Below are 17,646 nucleotides of genomic sequence, written 5' to 3'. Positions count from 1 at the left end.
ATGACCGGTTTAAACGCTCACATGTCCTGACATGGATCAACGATCCGGTATCAGTACCCCTACATGACGCGGAAACTGGCGCATCGCTCATCAGTTTCACACGGGTAAACCCTCACGAGTCGTCAACTAATCGGAGGCCTATCGTGTTCTGTCAACCAAAAGTAAAGACACGCCGCCCTTCGTGCCTTTAATTTTGAAATGTTTATCAAAGCCCGCAAACAATTCTACTTGGAATCCATGTTTAGTAAATGAACCGGCTAGCTGTTACTACATTTTGCGCGGCGCAACAAAGTAGCAACATCACGTTCAACGTCGCTGCTTCAGGATTTTTTGCTTCCTACAGCTGTTAACGGGCGGGATGACAGATCGTGACGGCATTCCGGCAAGCCCGGAAAAGGCCAATGCCAGGGAGGTATCGACGACAACGTCTCAACCCCCATCACCCAGAACGGGTCCCAGAGCCAGAGTCGCTTACGCCACGCTGAGCGCAGCTGTTATACATTCCCAGCTCATTCCCCCACAATCCGAGGCGATTTCATGAAACGAGCGTAGTGGGGCAGAACCGATGCAGGCCCCTGAAATCAGGAGCCTGCATCTGTTGCTGGTTCTCTTTGCAGCGGGCGAAGCTGTCAGCGCAGCCAGCGTAGCGACGGGTTCTTGATGAGGGCGGACCACTGCTGGCCCAGGCCCCAGGTGTCCCCGGCCCGCGCTGCGGCCAGGGCTATGATGACCGCGGCGTACACAACGTGTTCGTCAATGAGGGGATTGTTCTGGAGCGGCAGGGATGACAGCCACATCAGGCCAAGAAGAAGGGTCCCGCCGGCCGCCGCGGTGCGGAGTGCTATCCCCAGAACCAGTGCGGTTCCCGCGCCCAGGAGTCCGAGCATAAAGAGCCAATCCACGACAGGCGAACCTGCCAAGGCCTGGAATATTCCGGAGAACGAACCCTTTAAGCTGCCGAGGTAGCCCGCAGTGGGCGAGCCACTGGCGATCCACGCCTTCCCGGACGAAGTGGCAAAGCCGAGCCCGAAAGCCTTGTCCAGGAATGCCCAAAGAAAAACACTTCCAAGCACGATCCTGACGACTGCGAGGGGGCGGGCAGCTGCGGGCGCCAGTGGTGCGCTGCTGGCTGCTGGCTCCTGTGAGGGTGTGGCCGAGGTGCGTTGCTCTTCGGCTGCAATGTTTTGTCCGGTCTGCATTGGTTCTCCTTTTATCGAACGATCTGAGTATCGCTGAACACCGAATGCCCTTCGTGCTGACAGCCAGGAACTGCAGCACCTGCGTGGGGAGGGCGGCAGGTTTTGAATCCGGGAAACAAACCAACACAAGCGGCGGCCGGTACCGCCACCATAGCTATGGCCTCAGACCTGCTTGAGTGCCTGCTCCAGGTCGCCAATGAGGTCGTCTGCATCTTCCAGCCCCACAGAAAGCCGCACCACGCCGTCCGTCAACCCGATGGCAGCCCGGCCTTCCGGTCCCATCGCGCGGTGGGTTGTGGTGGCCGGGTGCGTGATGAGGGATTTGGAATCGCCGAGGTTGTTGGAGATGTCGATGATTCCCAGGGCGTCAAGGAGGGCAAACGCCGCGTCCTTGGCGGTGCGCCCCGCCGAGGGGTTCAGCTCCAGGGTCAGCACCGTTCCGCCGGCCTTCATCTGCTTGGCCGCGAGCTCGTACTGTGGGTGCGACTTCAGCAGCGGGTACTTGACCCAGCTGACGCCCGGCTGCTGCTCCAGCCATTCGGCGAGGCGAAGCGCTGAGGCGGAGGAGTGGTTGACGCGCAGCGCCATGGTTTCAAGGCCCTTGGTCAGCACCCAGGCGTTGAAGGAGGACAGCGAAGGGCCGGTGTGCCGCATGAGCTGCTTCACGGGGCCGTCGATGAATTCCTTGGTTCCCATGATGGCGCCGCCCAGTACCCTGCCCTGGCCGTCAATGTGCTTGGTGCCGGAGTAAACAATGACATCCGCGCCGAGGTCTCCACAGCGCTGCAGCAGGGGAGTGGCAAATACGTTGTCGACGACGACGGTTGCGCCCGCGGCGTGCGCCAGTTCGCTGACGGCCGCGATGTCCACAATTTCCTGCATGGGATTGGAGGGTGATTCAAAGAAAACGGCGGTGGTGGGCACGGACAATGCCTCACGCCACTGCTCCAGGTCCGGGCCGTCGACGAAGACAGTCTCTACGCCCCAGCGCGGCAGGATCTCGTTGAGGATCACAAAGCAGGAACCAAACAGCGAGCGGGCCGCCACCACCCTGTCACCTGCAGCCAGGAGCGCGCCGAGCGCTGTGAAGACTGCGGACATGCCGGACGCCGTCGCAAAGCATGCTTCGGTTCCTTCCAACAGCCGCAGGCGTTCCTGGAAGGTTGCCACGGACGGATTGCCGTAGCGCGAGTAGACGAAGCGTTCGTCCTCACCAGTGAAGGCGCGCTCGGCTGCAGCCGCAGACTCGTAGACGAAGCCGGAATTGAGGAAAACCGGCTCAGCAGTCTCCTGGAAGTTGGTACGGTCGAGCCCGCCGCGAACAGCCTGGGTGTCAGGGCTCCAGCCAGCGGCGTCAGGGTTGAAGGTCACTTAGTTCTTTCCAAGGTTGGTGGGAAGGCCGCGGTTCTTCCAGCCGTTGACGATGCGCTCGCCGTAGCGGTCGGGCTCGCCTTCGAACCCTTCCAGGATGTTGTACGAGGTGTAGCCCGCTTGCGTGGCGGCGATGGCTGCCGAGATGGAGCGCTGGCCGGAGCGACAAAGGAAAACGAGCTCGACGCCGGCATCTTCCGGGGCCTGCTGCTTGAGTTGGTCGATGAAATCCGGGTTCGGCACTCCGCCGGGGAAGGACCAGGAAATGAACAGAGGATCGTTCTCCGTCGCTTTGGTCTCGGGGATGCCGATGTGGGCCCATTCGCCCTCGGTGCGGACGTCCACAAGGATGGCACCGGCTTCGAGTTTGGCCCAGGCGTCTTCAGGTGTGAGGTCTCCTGCATAGCTCATGCGTGCCCCTCAAATGCGTCTTGGGCGTCGTCGTCAGCGGTTTCGTCGGCTTCAAGACGGTCAACAGCGGTGGCAACTGCGGCATCGGCGCTGGCTATGGCCGTGGGGAGCACGAGTGCTTGCGCCACGATGACGTTGATGCCGTTGTAGGTGGCGGCCGGGCTTCCGTGCAGCACGTAGCCCTCGCCCAGGGCAGTGGAGATCCGCTCGCAGAAGCTGCGGTCATCCGGGCCGGTAATCAGCCGGTAGGTCAGTTTTTCTTCCGAAGCGGCAGCTTGGGCGCTGGGGGCCGGAATGGTTTGGGCAGGTGCGTCAGACACGAGGGTCTCCTTCTCTCACGCTTGCAGCTCGATGGGGTCGAATGCCGAGTATTCACCTGAGGCACCCCGCCGTGGGAGGAGGGTTGCCGACCGGCAAGTCAGGGCTTGGCGCCGGTTCTCATTACTCCTCAAAAAAGTAACACTTACGACGGCAGCCTGCACCGCCGTCGTCGTCATGTTCCGTAACGGGTGGACATGTCCACCACTGCCGTTTTGGATCCCAGGAAATTTCGGCGTAGACGCAAGGGGTTGACCGGGGTCGGCTGCAAAGAGTTGATAAGCATACTTGCCATAGGGATAGTAAGCATGCTTATGGTAGAGCGTTGGATGGTATGCGCTGAGGGTTCTGCCCATGGCAGCAAGAATCGCAACCAGGAGGAGGGCTGGACGGATGATTCGGAATCAGGACGCCAATACCTGGAGCACGCATCAGCTGCTGTCTATGGCGGCACGGCTCGTCGAACGACGGCAGGACCGTGCGCTGGCAGCCTTAGGGCTTACCCACGCGGCAGTCATAGCTCTCCAGTGCCTCGACGGCGGCCCACTGAATCAGGAAAGGCTGGCAGCTCAAATCAAAGTGCAGAGCCAAAGCCTGGGCAAAGTGCTGGCGCGGCTTGAAGCGAGCGGCCTGGTAACACGCTCCCGCAGCCCTGTGGACCGCCGCAGCATAGATGTAGCCATTACCGAAGCCGGACGCAGGGCGCTGGACGCCGCGCGGCAGGCCGAACGGGACGCCCTTCCTCCTGGCATTTCGCGCCGCCGGTCCCTTCACGATGAACTGGCCCGTGTCATTGATTTTTTTCCGGACCGGCCGGGCCCGATTCCGGACATACGGACTGGACCCCAGGCCTTAGCGGAAGTACGCCGCGAGCCCCTAGCGAAGACCCATCAAGAGCCGGTCTCCGAGGACTCCAAGGAGCAGGACGAGCCGCCACAAGGTCCTTCCTGACGACACTTCTCCGTCGCCGGACCCTGCCTTGGACAGGCCCTATTCAGTCCCCGCGAAAAGCTCGCTGAGTTCCGCCGTGAGTTGTTTGCGGAGCGCCGGGGTCCCGATTTCCTTGCCGTCAATGTGGTTGACCGGCGCCAGGAGGCGGATGCTGGAAATCAGCCAGACGGCGTCGGCATCCAGCAGGTCCTGCGGTTCCAGCGGGCCATAGCCCAGCTCCCAGCCCGCAGTCTTGGCGGCCGTGAAAAGCGCGCCCTGGGAAGTGCCCGGGAGGATCCCGCTGTCCAGTTGGGGCGTGACAAGCCGCTTGACTGTGCGACTGACGCCGCCGTCGTCGTCGATCGTTTGAATCTGGGCGAGCAGCACGGTGGAGGTGGGACCCTCCAAGACCCGGCCGTCAGCTGATGTAAAGATGACGTCGTCGGCGCCCTGCCTGTGGGCGTACCGCAGGGCTGCCATATTGACGGCGTAGGACAGGGTCTTTGCTCCGAGGAGCAGCCATGGGGCACGCTCACCCGCTTCGCTGTCATAGCCCCGATCCAGCAGGATAACGTCCACGCCGGTTTCACGCTGACGACGGCCGGTGGCGGGCACTGGTGACACCTGGACCCAGCAGGTGGGACCGGACGAGCCTTCGACGCCACGTGTTACCAGGAGCTTCACCACTGCTTCCTCTTCCACCGGTTCAACGGCAGGATGCTTCGCGCGGTACTCCGTCAATGCCGTCGCGATGGCCAACCGCCACGTATCCTGGCCCGGGATGTGAAGGTCCAGGAGCCCGGCGGAGCTCTCCAGCCGGTTCAGGTGCGCCTGCAGCTTCCGGGGATGTCCCGCTACAGCGAGGAGGGACTCGAAGACGCCATCGCCGCGGGTGGCTCCCTGGTCCGTAGCCATCAGTTGCGGCTGTGAGGCGTCCGCAATCCGGCCGCTGGGGAACTCGGGATCAAGGAACACCAGCACCGTGGCGGGAGCAGCAGAAGTCATGCCTCCAGCTTAGTGGGGGCTGCTGCGGGATAGGCTGTGGACATTGCCCGCTCTGGAACAGGTCCGGCGGGCTGTGGACTATGGGGGTTCATTTTGCTGTGGCCGTTTCCGTTGGCTGGCACGTTGCCACCTTGGCTCATCTTGTTCCTGAGCCTGCTTGACCTGGTGATCCGCGTCCTGGCCGTTGGAATCATCCCCGGGAACCGTCGCCCCACGACGGCCATGGCCTGGCTGCTGGGTATCTTCTTTGTGCCTGTGCTGGGCCTCGTGCTTTTCCTGCTTTTTGGCAATTTCAGGCTTTCGCGCCGACGCAGGGCACAGCAGGAAGCGGTGAACAAGCGGATCCAGGCCGGCACATCGCAATTGGCCACCCTCGCGAGCCGGTATTCCGGCCCCGAGTGGGTCGGCTCAGCCGCGGAGCTCAACCGTAAACTTGGCTCGCTGCCCATGGTGGACGGCAACAGTGTGGAGCTGCTGCCAGGCTATCCGGACTCAATCAAGGCAATGACTGCAGCCGTGCGCCAGGCCAAGGTCTTCGTCAACGCCGAGTTCTACATCATGAGCACTGACCATGTGACCGAAGACCTCTTCGAGGCCCTGGTCGAAGCGGCGGAGCGGGGTGTTGAGGTCCGCGTCCTGTTCGACCATCTCGGCACCTTGCGCATCAACGGATACCGGAAGCTCATAAGACGGCTCAACGAGAGCAAGATCCAGTGGCGCCCCATGCTGCCGCTGCGTCCGGTCCACGGACAATGGCGGCGGCCGGATCTCCGCAACCACCGCAAAATCATGGTGATCGACGGCGAAGTGGCTTTCACCGGATCCCAGAACCTGATCGAGCCGTCATACAACAATCCCCGGCACCGCAAAGTCGGCCGCGAATGGGTAGAGCTGATGACGTGCCTGCGCGGCCCGATTGTCACCACACTGAACGTGGTGTTCGCCACGGACTGGCTGAGTGAAACAGACGATTCCCTGGAGGATCAGCTGGCCCACCCGCCGGAACTCTCACCCGGGACCGTGACCGCCCAGGTGGTGCCCAGCGGCCCGGGATTCAGCACCGAAAACAACCTGCGGCTCTTCAACACCCTCATCTATTCCGCCCAGCACCGGATCTCTATCTGCAGCCCTTACTTCGTCCCCGACGACTCACTGCTGTATGCGGTGACCACAGCGGCGCAGCGGGGGGTCGCCGTCGAACTCTTCGTCTCCGAAAAGGGCGACCAGCTCCTGGTGCACCACGCCCAGAGGTCCTACTACCAGTCGCTGCTGGAAGCCGGCGTGCGCATCTATCTTTATAAAGCCCCGTTTGTGCTGCACGCCAAGCACTTCACCATCGACGACGAAGTGGCCGTCCTTGGCTCCAGCAACATGGACATGCGGTCCTTTTCACTGAACCTCGAAGTGTCTGTGATGCTCCTGGGGCAGGACATCGTCACCCGGATGCGGGCTGTTGAGGACACCTACCGGGACATCTCGCATGAACTCCTGCTCGATGACTGGATGCAGCGGCCCATGCTGGTCAAGTATGTGGACAACGTGGCGCGGCTAACGGCGACCCTGCAGTAGTCCCGGGCCTGCCTGCGTCCGGGGAGGCTTAGCCGGGGAACTGGGCCCCAAGCGTGGAAAGCACACCGTACGCCTTGGTCCGGATCTCCTCGTACTCCTCCTGCGGTGAGGAATCGGCCGTGATGGCACCGCCGACGCCGAGGCTGAGCTCGGCGCGGCCGTCGCCGCCGGTTGTGATCACCAGCGTCCGGATGGCGACGGCGAGATCGGTGGCGCCACTGAGGGAAAAGTACCCGATGGCACCGGAGTACACGCCGCGCGGTGCCTCTTCCAGCCGGTCGAGGATGGCCATGGTGCTGATTTTCGGAGCGCCCGTCATGGAGCCGGCGGGAAAGCACGCCGCAACCGCCTCGGCCCGGGAGGCCCCTGGCCGGAGTTGCGCGTCTATGGTGCTCACCAGTTGGTGGACCGTGGCGTAGCTCTCCACCACGCACAGGCGGCTCACTGTCACGCTGCCGGGCTCGGCAAAATGGCTGAGGTCGTTCCGCAACAGGTCCACAATCATGATGTTCTCGGCCCGGTCCTTTTGGGACGATTCCAGATCGGCACGAAGGTCAGCGTCCTGATCCGCATTTAATGAGCGGCCTCGCGTGCCCTTGATGGGTTCGGCCCGCATGCTGCCGACGGAAGTGATCCTGAGGAAGCGCTCCGGTGAGGTGCTGGCCACTGAGAGGCTGCCGAAACGCAGGAGACTCCCGAAAGGGGCAGGATTCCTTTGCCGGAGCTGCACGTAACTTCGCCACGGATCCACTGCGGTCCCATGTGCATGGAGGGCTGTTGTCAGGCAGATTTCGTAGGAGTTGCCTTCAGCAATCTCGTGCTGGGCCACCCCTATCTTATGTTTGTAATCCACCTCAGTGTCCCGGGCAGTGAATTCCGGGCCGCCTGCGCCTGGTTCTTTGGAAAGTTCGACGGCGTGGACACCTGCGTCAGCACCGTCACCTGCGGCAGTGCTCCCCGCGGCCCCCGAGGCAAGCGCGATGGCGTGCGCCGCATTTGACACCCATTCCGCGGCGTCGGGCGCTTCAAGGGCGAACAGCCAGACGGAACCCTCCCGGTGGTCCAGGACCACAGCACGTCCGGCGAAGATCAAGGCCGAATCCGGTGTGGGGGATGGGACGTCACTTCCGCCGGTCTCGCGCTTCAGTTCATAGCCCAGATAGCCCAGCCAGCCGAGAGTGAATTCACCACCGAAGCCCTCGGGAGCGGGAACGATGCTGCTTCCCCAGGCCGCATCCAGCCAGCGGAAGAAGGGGCCCTCGATCCTCGCCGTGGCGCAGCCTGTGCGTACCGTTGTGATCCCGCTGTGGTGCATGGCCAACTGGCCGTGGCTGCCGCCGTCGTCGGCCAGAATACTGAACCGCCTGCGCTCCGCCGCCGGGGAGACTGGACGCTCCGCCTCCGGGGAGAGGCCGGCCGCAGGCGAGACCCCGGCGGCGTCTGCGGAAAGACCGGTATTCCGCGCAAGGTCCGGGCCGTCCGAAGAGTCCAGCCACACGGCATTGGTCGAGGCTCCGTACAGCGTTTCGTAGAGGGCAGGGGCGTCGGGCTCTGCCTCTATCCGTTGCGCTCGCAGCTTCAGGCCGCGGCGGGCTGAGAGCTCGGGCGACAGCACACCGGAGCAGGACGGCAGGTACTGAAGAGCCCGCAGGACGTCCCCCGGGGCGTTGCCGTCTGCCCGGTTGAGCACGCGCACGTCAACGTTGTCCAGCACCGCATCCGCGGCCAGCCACTCGACTTCCTGCGCCGCCCAGAGATCCCAGTACGGCTCATAAGTGCTTCCATCACGGGACAAGGCGCGTGCGCGGCGTTCGTCGTCGGGGGCCTCTGCCCAGACCACTGCGTCCAAAAGGGGCCGGGCCGCGTCAGAGGCCGCTCCCACACCTTCGACGATCACAATTTCAGCGGGAAGCGTGACTCTGACGTCGCCGTCGTAGTGCTTTTCCCAATCCCACGTCACCCATTCGGCGGCCTGTCCGCTTCGCAAGGGGGCGAGCACGGTGGTGATGTAGCGTTCCACTCCGGCCGCGAGCCCGTTCCAGCCCGGATAGATGTCCTCGAGGTGGAAAAGGGAGACCTTGTGATGGGCACGCAAACGCGCTGCCAGTTCGATGGCGATGGTTGTTTTGCCTGCTCCGGACCGCCCGTCGATGGCGATGATGACAGGTGCGGGGCTCATGGAATAGAGCGTACCTGCTGCTCCGGAGGGTCCTGGTGCTTCTGGAGCTGGAGCTGGGCCCTGACATGCTCAACAATTCCGGGCACAGAGGCCTGGATAAGTCGCCAGGTCTCTTCGAAATCGGATTGGCCTCCGTACCAGGGATCGTCAATGCCGTGGTCCAGATTGTCGCCGTCGGCCACCACCGGATCGAAGGAGCGCAGCATCCGTATCCGGGCCCGGGATTCCTCGTCTGGCGCCGCTTCCAGGAGCCAGCCGTAATGGTCGACGTCCAAGGCCAGGATGAGGTGGCGCTCAGCGAACCACTCCTGTTGCCATTTCCTTGCCCGATGCCCGCTTGAGTCGATCGAACGGGCTGCAAGAATCCGGGCAGCGCGGGGATCAACCGGACGGCCTGATTCATAGGCCGTCGTACCGGCGGAATCCACAACAACGACGTCGCTGAGACCGGCTGCTGCGAAGGCGTCTGCGAGCATCCGTTCAGCCATGGGGGATCGGCAGATGTTGCCGGTGCAAACCGCAATGATCCGGTAGGGGTTCGACGACGGGGACATGCAGCTAAGCATGCTGCAGCGTTTCCGCTTTGGCTAGCCCGCAAGGAAGGTCTGTGCAGATCGGTGCTGGGTTGCCTTTGACTTTGGCAAAGCTCACCTGCGGCGGGTCTGCAGTGCCCATGCGGGTGCTGGAGGCTTATGAGGCGCGCGGCCTGCGGTTTTCCAACGGCTACGGCATGACCGAACAGCACCCGGAACCACACCCTTCCGGCGGACCGTTCCCGGGAGAAAGCCGGTTCTTCGGGCCTGCCGCATTTCTTCACCGACATCCGGATCGCTGACCTCATGGGAGTCGTGGTCCCCGCAGGTGAGGTGGGGGAGATCCAGATAAAAGGGCCCAACGTCATCCCCGGGTACTGGAACAGGCCGGAGGCAGCTGCCGAATGCTTTACCGACGGCGGCTGGTTCAGATCGGACGGATTCCTTTTCATCTCCGACAGGCTCAAGGACATGATCATTTCCGGCGGAGAGAACATCTACCCGGCAGAGGTGGAACAGGCCATCCTCGAGCTTGTCGCAGTTTCCAGCGTGGCAGTGATTGGTATCCCGGATCACAAGTGGGGCGAGGTGCCCAGGGCTGTGGTGGTGCTACGCGAGGATACGCACCTCAGCGAGGACGAGCTTAGGGAGCACCTTGAAGGCAGGCTGGCCCGCTATAAGATCCCGAAATCAGTGATCTTCGTGGACGATCTGCCGAGGACGGCGAGCGGAAAGATCCGCAAGGCCGCACTGCGTTCATCCTTTAGTGGATGAGCGCCAGCATCACGCCAACTGCAACGAACAGCACACCAAAAACCCGGTTCAGGATGGTCTGTCCGCGGGCATTTTGAGTGAAACGATGGAACCAGGCGGCGGCCGCGGCAAAGAAGAACCACATCACCACGACGTCGATCAGCACAATGGTTACGGCCAGCACCAGGTACTGCGGAACCAGGGGCTGTTCAGGTCGGATGAACTGCGGCATAAAAGCCAGGAAGAAGACGATCGCCTTCGGATTGAGCATGTTCACCCACAAGCCGCGCCGGAACATGGAGGCAGCGGGCTCGTTCCGGAGGGACTCGACGACGGTCTGGTCCAGGTCCGGCTTGTGCATAAACTGCCGGATTCCCAGGTAGACGAGGTAGGCGGCGCCTGCATACCGGATGACGTTGAACAGCAGCGGGGACCCGGACACCAGCACGCCCACGCCCAAGGCCACAAGCAGGATTTGAATGATCAGCGCGGCCTGCTGGCCCAAGATTCCCCAGATGGCACGCCGGAAGCCGGAGTTCAGCGAGTTGCTCATCGTGTTGATGGCCCCCGCACCGGGCGTCAGGCTGATGAGGACTCCGGTGCCCGCGAGCGCGAGCCACAGGGAAGGTTGCATCAGTCAAGTTTACTGGCCACTTCGCGGTAGCCGGACTGTCCTACTTGGGGCGGTTGTCCTTGCCGTCCAGTCAGCTGGAACGGAGGCCGTAGCTCAGGATCATGTTGCCTTTGCTGGTCCGCTGCGAGTCCTGAAGTTCCAGCCTTGTGACGGGATCGCCTTCCTCGAAGAGGTGCTTGCCCGTTGCCGCAATCACGGGGTGGATCATCAGCGTCAGCGAGTCGAGCAAGCCGGCGAAAAGCAGTTGCCGCACTACGGAAATACTGCCGAACACGTTGATGTCGCCGCCTTCGGTTTCCTTCAGCTGCCGGACGAAGTCCTCCAGCGGCCCTTGGATCAGTTGAGAGTTCTCCCACTCCAGCCGGTCCGGAAGAGTGCTGGACGCCACAAACTTCGGCAGGGAATTGATGAAGCCGGCGAAATCCTGATCTTGGCTGGCGTTAGGCCAATAGCCCGCCCATTCCTCATAGCTCACCCTGCCCAGAATGCCTGCGTCTACGCTCTGCATCATGCTGTCCAGTCCGGCGCCCAGCTCATCATCGAAACTGTCGTACTGCCACAGGTTTGGGGACTGAGCAACGCCGTCGAGGGAGTAAAAAAGGCCGGCTGACAATTTGCGCATTGAGGTTCTCCCTGGAGGACTCGGTAGTGGATTGTTCTTGCACCCTATAGACGCTTCGGTGCAGGGGGAACCATTCGGGGAAGAAAATATCGGTCCATATGGCGGGGGCTGGATTGTAGCCCTCCCCTGGCGCTGGGTTAGCCTTTATAAGGCATGGGCGGATTCCGGAAGGCAGACTGCCCCTCTTCCCGTGCCCCGGTGCTGTGCCGCACCGCTCGATTCTTCAACAATTAGAGGGCGCTCCAGCGCTTCTTCAAGACCACGGATGGAGCCAGTCATGGCCGTTAGTACGGACCACACGGTCCTGGCCCTCACTCCCGAACAGCTTCAGTCCGTCCGGGGGACGCTTCTGTCCGCGCGCAGGCTCAAGACGGAAGTTCTGGGCGGGCTGGTGGTGGCCCTGGCCCTGATTCCGGAAGCAATCGCGTTTTCCATCATTGCAGGCGTTGATCCCCGGCTCGGCCTGTTCGCGTCGTTCACGATGGCCGTTACCATCGCTTTCGTCGGCGGCCGTCCCGCCATGATCTCCGCTGCCACCGGCGCCGTAGCCCTGGTGATTGCGCCCTTGGTCAAGTCCCACGGCGTCGATTACCTGATTGCAGCCGTCATCCTTGCCGGGATCTTCCAGATTGTCCTGGGGCTGTCCGGGGTGGCAAAACTGATGCGCTTCATCCCCCGGTCCGTGATGGTGGGATTCGTCAACTCCCTGGCCATCCTGATCTTTATGTCGCAGGTACCGGATCTGCTGGGCGTCCCGTGGCTGGTGTACCCCCTCGTTGCCCTTGGCCTCGTGATTGTCTTCGGGCTACCGAAACTGACCAGGGCGGTGCCGGCCCCGCTTGTTGCCATAGTGGTTCTGACGCTCATTGCGGTAGTAGCTTCGGTGGAGGTGCCCACTGTCGGGGACAAGGGTGCGTTGCCAGCATCCCTGCCGTCGCTGTTGATCCCGAATGTGCCCTTCAGCCTCGAGACCCTGCAGGTCATCTTCCCCTTCGCCCTCGCCATGGCTTTCGTTGGCCTGCTGGAATCGCTCATGACAGCCAAGCTCGTCGACGACGTCACGGACACCCGCTCACACAAGAGCCGCGAAGCGTGGGGACAGGGAGTCGCCAACATCGTTACCGGTTTCTTCGGGGGCATGGGCGGCTGCGCGATGATCGGCCAGACCATGATCAACGTCAAGGCTTCGGGCGCGCGGACCAGGATCTCGACCTTCCTGGCCGGTGTCTTCCTGCTCATCCTGGTGGTCGCCCTCGGTGACGTCGTAGCCGTGATCCCGATGGCCGCACTCGTAGCCGTTATGATCTTTGTTTCCTGGGCCACCTTCGACTGGCACAGCATCCACCCCCGAACGCTGAAGATGATGCCCCGGAGCGAAACCCTGGTCATGGTTGCCACTGTCATCGTCGTCGTCGCCACCCACAACCTGGCCATCGGCGTCGGCGTCGGAGTCCTGGTGGCCATGGTGCTGTTTGCCCGCCGAGTGGCCCACTTCGTCACCGTCGAGCGGACTGTCACCACCATCAACGGGCAGGAGACGGCGAGCTACGTTGTGGACGGCGAGCTCTTCTTCGCTTCCTCGAACGACCTCTATACCCAGTTCGAATACGCCCTGGATCCGGAACGCGTGATTATCGATATGCACGCCTCGCACCTCTGGGATGCCTCTACCATCGCCACCCTGGACGCCATCACCGACAAGTACCACAAGCACGGCAAGGACGTGAAGATCATCGGCCTCAATGACGCCAGTACCCTCATGCGGGAACGACTCAAAGGAAAACTCGGTGCCGGAAACTAATCGAGGGCCGGTGACCTCCCCGGATACGCAGCCCGCAAAGGGTCCGCACGGTTCTGCCAGGACCGAACGGTTCTTCGGTGCCCTGACAAGCTGCAGAAAAGCCCTCATCCCGGAAAAGCTGGAGCGGCGCCTGAACACGCCCTCAGGCCTGCTGTGGGGCTATGTTGTTGTCCACCTTTTCTTCCTGGCGTACATGTTGACGTTCGTGCTCCAGGGCCAGGCCTTCAGCGACACCAACATCTACCGCGACTGGGCCGCCGGAGGGTTCCGCGAAGAGAACCTGGCCGGGCTGCCCAGCCCGTGGGTGTACCCGATTCTGGCCCTGCTCCCCATCGCTATTGCCGGCATGGCCGGGCCCGGGCCGTTCCTGCTCATCTGGGTGCTGATGATCATCGCGCTCAACGCGCTCGCGGTTGGGCACCTGACCAAATGGGGCAAGAACACCGCCGCCCTCCCCGCCGCCTGGTGGTGGCTCAGCTTCATCTTCCTCATGGGCTTCCTGGGATTCGCCCGCGTGGATGGTTTAACGGCCCCGCTGGTTCTGAGCGCACTTCTCTTCGGAGTCACCCGCCCCTTCGCGGCCTCTCTGCTCCTCAGCATCGCCACCTGGATCAAGGTGTGGCCTGCTGCCGTTGTCCTGACTCTGCTCACCGTCGCCAAGCGCCGGTTGCACGTGCTGGCTGCCGGAGTTCTGGTGACAGCTGTTGCCGTTGGCGGCGGAATAGTGTTTGGCGTTGCCCCCAAGCTGCTGAATTTCCTGACCGCGCAAGGGGATCGGGGCATGCAGCTCGAGGCCACCTTCACCACGCCGTGGCTGTGGCTGAGCGTACTGAATACGGGCAGCTCCCGGATGTACATGAACACCGAGATCAACTCCATGCAGGTTGATGGTCCCGGGACCGAGATCATGTCCTTCCTCATGCAGCCCTTGCTTGCCCTTGCTGCCGTCCTGGTCGCAGTGCTGATCTTCCGGGCACTGCACGCTGGAAACCGCATCGGGGTGTCGGACCGCAGCGAACTCCTGCTGGTCGGAACGCTCACCATGACCACTGCCTTTGTGGTTTTCAACAAGGTGGGATCACCCCAGTTCATGGTGTGGCTGGCTCCTGCTGTTGCGGTGGGATTGGCCAGTCATTGGATCCAGTGGCGGGTGCCGGCGGCCATTCTGATCGCCATCGCTGTGACCACTTACTTTATCTATCCGCTTTTCTATGATGCCTTGAGTCACAACAACCCTCTGATGGCGCTGGTTCTGACCATCCGTAACGTCCTTTTGGTGGTTCTCTTCTGCTGGTCCGTGCGACGTCTCTACCGTCTGAGCAAGCATGCACCTGAGGGTGAAGTTGCCGATGAAGCCGAGGCCCGCTGACATGCTGCAAAGGGTTGGCCACGGACTGACACGCCTTCGTGACAAGGTCCTCACACCGGCTGCGGTGAACTGGCTGAGCAGGCCTTCCTCCGTCTGGTGGGGCTTCGCGGTTGTCCATCTCTATTTCCTGGGCTGGATGATGTCCTTCATTCTCAAGGACGAGATGTTCAGCGACACGCTGCAGTACCGGGAATGGGCCGTGAACGGTGCCAACCCCGGAAACGGTGAGGCGTCCATCAGCCCCTGGGTGTACCCCGCGCTGGCGCAGCTGCCCATTTACTTCTCCAACATCGCCGGGCCGGACCAGTACCTGCTGGTGTGGACGCTGATGATCACGGCCCTCAATGCAATGGCCCTGGCTTACCTGATCCGCGGCGGCAGACGTCCTGAGGGAATTGCTCCAGCCTGGTGGTGGCTGGGCTTTACCGTGTTCATGGGATACCTCAGCTTCGCCCGTGTGGAGGGAATCACTGCGCCCATCGTCCTGATTGCTTTGCTCTTCGCGGCCCGCAGGCCCGCGGTTGCCACCGTTCTGCTCAGCATAGCCACCTGGATCAAGGTCTCTCCGGCGGCAGTCCTGCTGCCGATCCTGATTGCCAGCAGGGATCGCGTGAAAATCATCGCCGCCGGTATTGCCGTGAGCGCAGCCGTAGTGGTGGGTACGTATTGGGCCGGCGGCATCAGCCACCTGTTCGATTTCCTCACCAACCAAGGCGAGCGGGGCATGCAGCTCGAGGCCACATTTTCCACTCCCTGGCTTTGGCTGAGCGTCCTGAACATCGGCGACGCAAAAATTGCGGACAACGTGGCCATCAACTCCTCGGAGGTGTATGGCCCCGGGGTTTCCATCGCAGCCGTTCTGATGCAGCCTCTGTTCCTCGTGGCCGCGGCGGCCGCTGCTGTCCTGTTGATGTGGGCCCTGCACAGGGGAGCAGAGCGCGAAGAGCTGTTCCTCGAAGGTGCGCTCATGATGACGGCGGCGTTCATCGTCTTCAACAAGGTGGGTTCACCGCAGTTCATCATCTGGCTCGCTCCGGTGGTGGTCGCGGGCCTCAGCCATGACTGGAACCGCTGGAAGGTGCCCGGCGCCCTGCTGATGTCCATAGCAGCGCTCACCTTCGTGATTTATCCCTTGTTCTACACACCGCTGATCCACGGACACCCGCTTATTGCCCTGGTCCTTACGGCGCGGAACGTGCTCCTGGTGGTTCTCCTGTACTGGTCTGTACAACGCACGCTGGAGTTGGCGGCCCGCAAGGGACGGCCAGTCGAAGCCGCCACTGCGGGACGCTCGCAGGACTAGCTTGGAATGTCCTCGGGGCGGCGCTGGCGGGACAGCAGCGCTGCCCTGGCGGCCGGCGTTACCAGGAGCTTCCGCGTTTTCTTGTCTATGAACAGCAGATAAAGGACGAAGGCCAGGGCGACGAAGAAGGCCAGGGTGGAGGCCTGGTAGTCCAACTCAACGAATCCCCACACCGAGAGCTGGTCCTGGGCACCGAACACCACAAAGAACGTGATGATGACGTAGACGGTCCAGATCTGCCAGTCGTCCCGGATGCCCGTTACAGCGAGCAGGGGGATGAACCAGAGGACGTACCAGGGCTGGATGATCGGCGAAAGCACCACGATCGCGGCGAAGCCCAGAGCCATCCTCCGGATGAGCCTGGAGTGGTCTCCCCTGAACATCAGCAGGACAACCAGGCCCACCCCGGCCCATTTGAGCAGTGACCGTAATCCCGAGGCCAGCATTCCGCCGTCGAGCCCCAACGCATTGGCCAGGCCCTCCACCTGCTGGCCGAGGAAGCCTGAAGGTGAATAGCCGGTGTAACCTGGCGTCGGATCCGTGATGGCCGAAACCCAGCCCATACCAAGCCCGAACGGCAGGCCGCTCACTGCCAGCACGCCGAAGCTGATGGCGGCTGTCAGGAACCAGTACCAGAACTTCCGCCCCCAGCCCGCGGCCTGGCCCGCCCAAAGCAGGCCAATAAAGGGCAGGAGAACTATGGAAATGGGCTTGATACCAATGGAGGCCGTGACCAGGAGGACACCCCACAGACCGCGGTTGGTGGCCGCGAAGTATGTGCCGGCCACGGCAAGTCCCACCATGAGGGCGTCGTTATGGGCGCTGGCCACAAAACTGATCAGGAAGAGCGGATTAGCCACGGCTATCCACAAGGCCCGGCCGCCGTTGATTCCGTGAAGCTGCGCGAGCTTGGGGATGTAGACCATGCATAAGACCACACCGGCAACGGCGATCAGGCGGAACAGGAAAACCGAGAAGTCGGGCTGCGCTCCCGTGATCTGGACCACCAGGCCCTCAAGCCAGAGAAAGTACGGTCCGTAGGGCGTCCTGGCCTCGGCCCAAGCGGGGTCAGCGCCGAGGGCAAACCAGTTACTGAGGGCCGAGATGCCGGTGTTGTAGGGGTTGAGGTTTTCCTGGACCAGCCGCCCTTGCCCGGTGTAGGCGTACACATCGCGGGAATAGATGGGCACGGCAAAGAGCATGGGAGCTGACCAGACGGCGATAGCCCAGGCGACCGATCTCAGCGATCCCGGCCCCCAATTCCCCAGCCGCTGTCCGAGGCGAAGCCAGGAGCGCATCAGCATCATGGCGCCGAGCGTGAGCAGCAGGGTTGCGGTGGTGACTCCCCAGCCTTCAGTGCGGAGGGCAATCACCAGGGGGTGGCGGATCATCGGGGAACCGTTTGCGATCCATCCTGTGCCGATGGATCCTACGAACATCATGAGGGAGCCCACCAGACCCTGAAGGATGGCCCAGTAGGCGCGGGGAGGAGCCTCGACGGGGATCTCCCCTGTGCCGGAGCGGGAGGGCTGACTCTCCTCTACTTGGTGCTCCACCTGACCTCCGGTGCCCTTGGACGAATTGGCGGACATCATGATGGGGAACTCTCGGATGGGCTAGGCTGAACCGACAGCGAAGGCGGTTCAGAC

The 17,646-nt window shown here is 62.4% G+C and carries 15 protein-coding genes, 1 pseudogene and 1 riboswitch; of the genes and pseudogenes, 6 read left to right on the top strand and 10 right to left on the bottom strand.

Features of this window, described 5'->3' with window-relative positions; genetic code table 11:
* Window positions 1-629: 629 nt before the first annotated feature.
* The 4 genes from M1D88_RS19330 to M1D88_RS19315 all read right to left on the bottom strand — a co-directional run bounded on the left by M1D88_RS19330 (window position 630) and on the right by M1D88_RS19315 (window position 3,301).
* A complete protein-coding gene (locus M1D88_RS19330; protein ID WP_458112339.1) occupies window positions 630-1,199 on the bottom strand; it encodes a hypothetical protein in 570 nt (189 codons plus the stop codon).
* A 162-nt stretch (window positions 1,200-1,361) separates the two neighbouring features.
* A complete protein-coding gene (locus M1D88_RS19325; RefSeq protein ID WP_458112338.1) occupies window positions 1,362-2,570 on the bottom strand; it encodes an O-succinylhomoserine sulfhydrylase in 1,209 nt (402 codons plus the stop codon).
* A complete protein-coding gene (locus M1D88_RS19320; protein ID WP_458112337.1) occupies window positions 2,571-2,981 on the bottom strand; it encodes a rhodanese-like domain-containing protein in 411 nt (136 codons plus the stop codon).
* Window positions 2,978-3,301 carry a DUF1737 domain-containing protein gene (locus M1D88_RS19315; RefSeq protein WP_458112336.1) on the bottom strand — a complete coding sequence of 108 codons (324 nt, stop codon included), beginning with the start codon at window positions 3,299-3,301 and terminating at the stop codon, window positions 2,978-2,980. Before M1D88_RS19315 ends, M1D88_RS19320 begins: the two co-directional genes overlap by 4 nt.
* Before the next feature lie 12 nt (window positions 3,302-3,313).
* Window positions 3,314-3,427: riboswitch (SAM riboswitch) on the bottom strand.
* Between the two features lie 265 nt (window positions 3,428-3,692).
* On the opposite strand from M1D88_RS19315, the gene M1D88_RS19310 reads away from it, so the two are divergent.
* Window positions 3,693-4,250, top strand: coding sequence for a MarR family winged helix-turn-helix transcriptional regulator (locus M1D88_RS19310; RefSeq protein ID WP_458112335.1), 558 nt, complete (start codon window positions 3,693-3,695; stop codon window positions 4,248-4,250).
* A gap of 39 nt (window positions 4,251-4,289) precedes the next feature.
* Here the strand turns inward: M1D88_RS19310 and M1D88_RS19305 are convergent, their stop codons facing one another.
* Entirely contained in the window at window positions 4,290-5,234 is a 945-nt protein-coding gene (locus M1D88_RS19305; protein ID WP_458112334.1) for an aminodeoxychorismate lyase, read from the bottom strand.
* A gap of 93 nt (window positions 5,235-5,327) precedes the next feature.
* Here M1D88_RS19305 and cls point away from each other — a divergent pair, with 93 nt between their 5' ends.
* The gene (gene cls / locus M1D88_RS19300) at window positions 5,328-6,803 is read left to right on the top strand and encodes a cardiolipin synthase (protein ID WP_458114581.1); all 1,476 of its coding nucleotides are present in this window, start codon (window positions 5,328-5,330) and stop codon (window positions 6,801-6,803) included.
* 28 nt (window positions 6,804-6,831) lie between these two features.
* On the opposite strand, the gene M1D88_RS19295 is transcribed toward cls, so the two are convergent.
* Together M1D88_RS19295 and M1D88_RS19290 are read right to left on the bottom strand one after the other, a co-directional pair.
* Window positions 6,832-8,982, bottom strand: coding sequence for a chorismate-binding protein (locus M1D88_RS19295; RefSeq protein WP_458112333.1), 2,151 nt, complete (start codon window positions 8,980-8,982; stop codon window positions 6,832-6,834).
* Complete coding sequence (locus M1D88_RS19290) at window positions 8,979-9,536, bottom strand: low molecular weight protein-tyrosine-phosphatase (RefSeq protein WP_458112332.1); 558 nt, start codon at window positions 9,534-9,536, stop codon at window positions 8,979-8,981. Before M1D88_RS19290 ends, M1D88_RS19295 begins: the two co-directional genes overlap by 4 nt.
* A gap of 80 nt (window positions 9,537-9,616) precedes the next feature.
* On the opposite strand from M1D88_RS19290, the pseudogene M1D88_RS19285 reads away from it, so the two are divergent.
* Window positions 9,617-10,289, top strand: a pseudogene (locus tag M1D88_RS19285) (AMP-binding enzyme); the annotation flags it as partial.
* Here M1D88_RS19285 and M1D88_RS19280 read toward each other — a convergent pair.
* Window positions 10,279-10,902 carry a LysE family transporter gene (locus tag M1D88_RS19280; RefSeq protein ID WP_458112331.1) on the bottom strand — a complete coding sequence of 208 codons (624 nt, stop codon included), beginning with the start codon at window positions 10,900-10,902 and terminating at the stop codon, window positions 10,279-10,281. The pseudogene M1D88_RS19285 and the gene M1D88_RS19280 overlap by 11 nt on opposite strands.
* Before the next feature lie 70 nt (window positions 10,903-10,972).
* A complete protein-coding gene (locus M1D88_RS19275) occupies window positions 10,973-11,524 on the bottom strand; it encodes a dihydrofolate reductase family protein (protein ID WP_458112330.1) in 552 nt (183 codons plus the stop codon).
* Between the two features lie 277 nt (window positions 11,525-11,801).
* Here M1D88_RS19275 and M1D88_RS19270 point away from each other — a divergent pair, with 277 nt between their 5' ends.
* From M1D88_RS19270 to M1D88_RS19260, 3 genes are all read left to right on the top strand, one after another.
* Window positions 11,802-13,325: a SulP family inorganic anion transporter gene (locus M1D88_RS19270; protein ID WP_458112329.1), complete on the top strand. Its 1,524-nt coding sequence runs from the start codon at window positions 11,802-11,804 to the stop codon at window positions 13,323-13,325.
* A gap of 118 nt (window positions 13,326-13,443) precedes the next feature.
* The gene (locus M1D88_RS19265; protein ID WP_458114580.1) at window positions 13,444-14,694 is read left to right on the top strand and encodes a glycosyltransferase family 87 protein; all 1,251 of its coding nucleotides are present in this window, start codon (window positions 13,444-13,446) and stop codon (window positions 14,692-14,694) included.
* On the top strand, window positions 14,675-15,997 hold the full coding sequence (locus M1D88_RS19260) for a glycosyltransferase 87 family protein (protein ID WP_458112328.1): 1,323 nt from the start codon (window positions 14,675-14,677) through the stop codon (window positions 15,995-15,997). Before M1D88_RS19265 ends, M1D88_RS19260 begins: the two co-directional genes overlap by 20 nt.
* On the opposite strand, the gene mptB is transcribed toward M1D88_RS19260, so the two are convergent.
* Window positions 15,994-17,592 carry a polyprenol phosphomannose-dependent alpha 1,6 mannosyltransferase MptB gene (mptB, locus tag M1D88_RS19255; protein ID WP_458112327.1) on the bottom strand — a complete coding sequence of 533 codons (1,599 nt, stop codon included), beginning with the start codon at window positions 17,590-17,592 and terminating at the stop codon, window positions 15,994-15,996. The genes M1D88_RS19260 and mptB overlap by 4 nt on opposite strands.
* Window positions 17,593-17,646 lie beyond the last annotated feature (54 nt).

It is taken from the genome of Arthrobacter sp. R1-13 (genome assembly GCF_054161475.1).
Note: the sequence above shows the minus strand (reverse complement) of the source record. Positions and strands in the feature narration are given on the sequence as shown.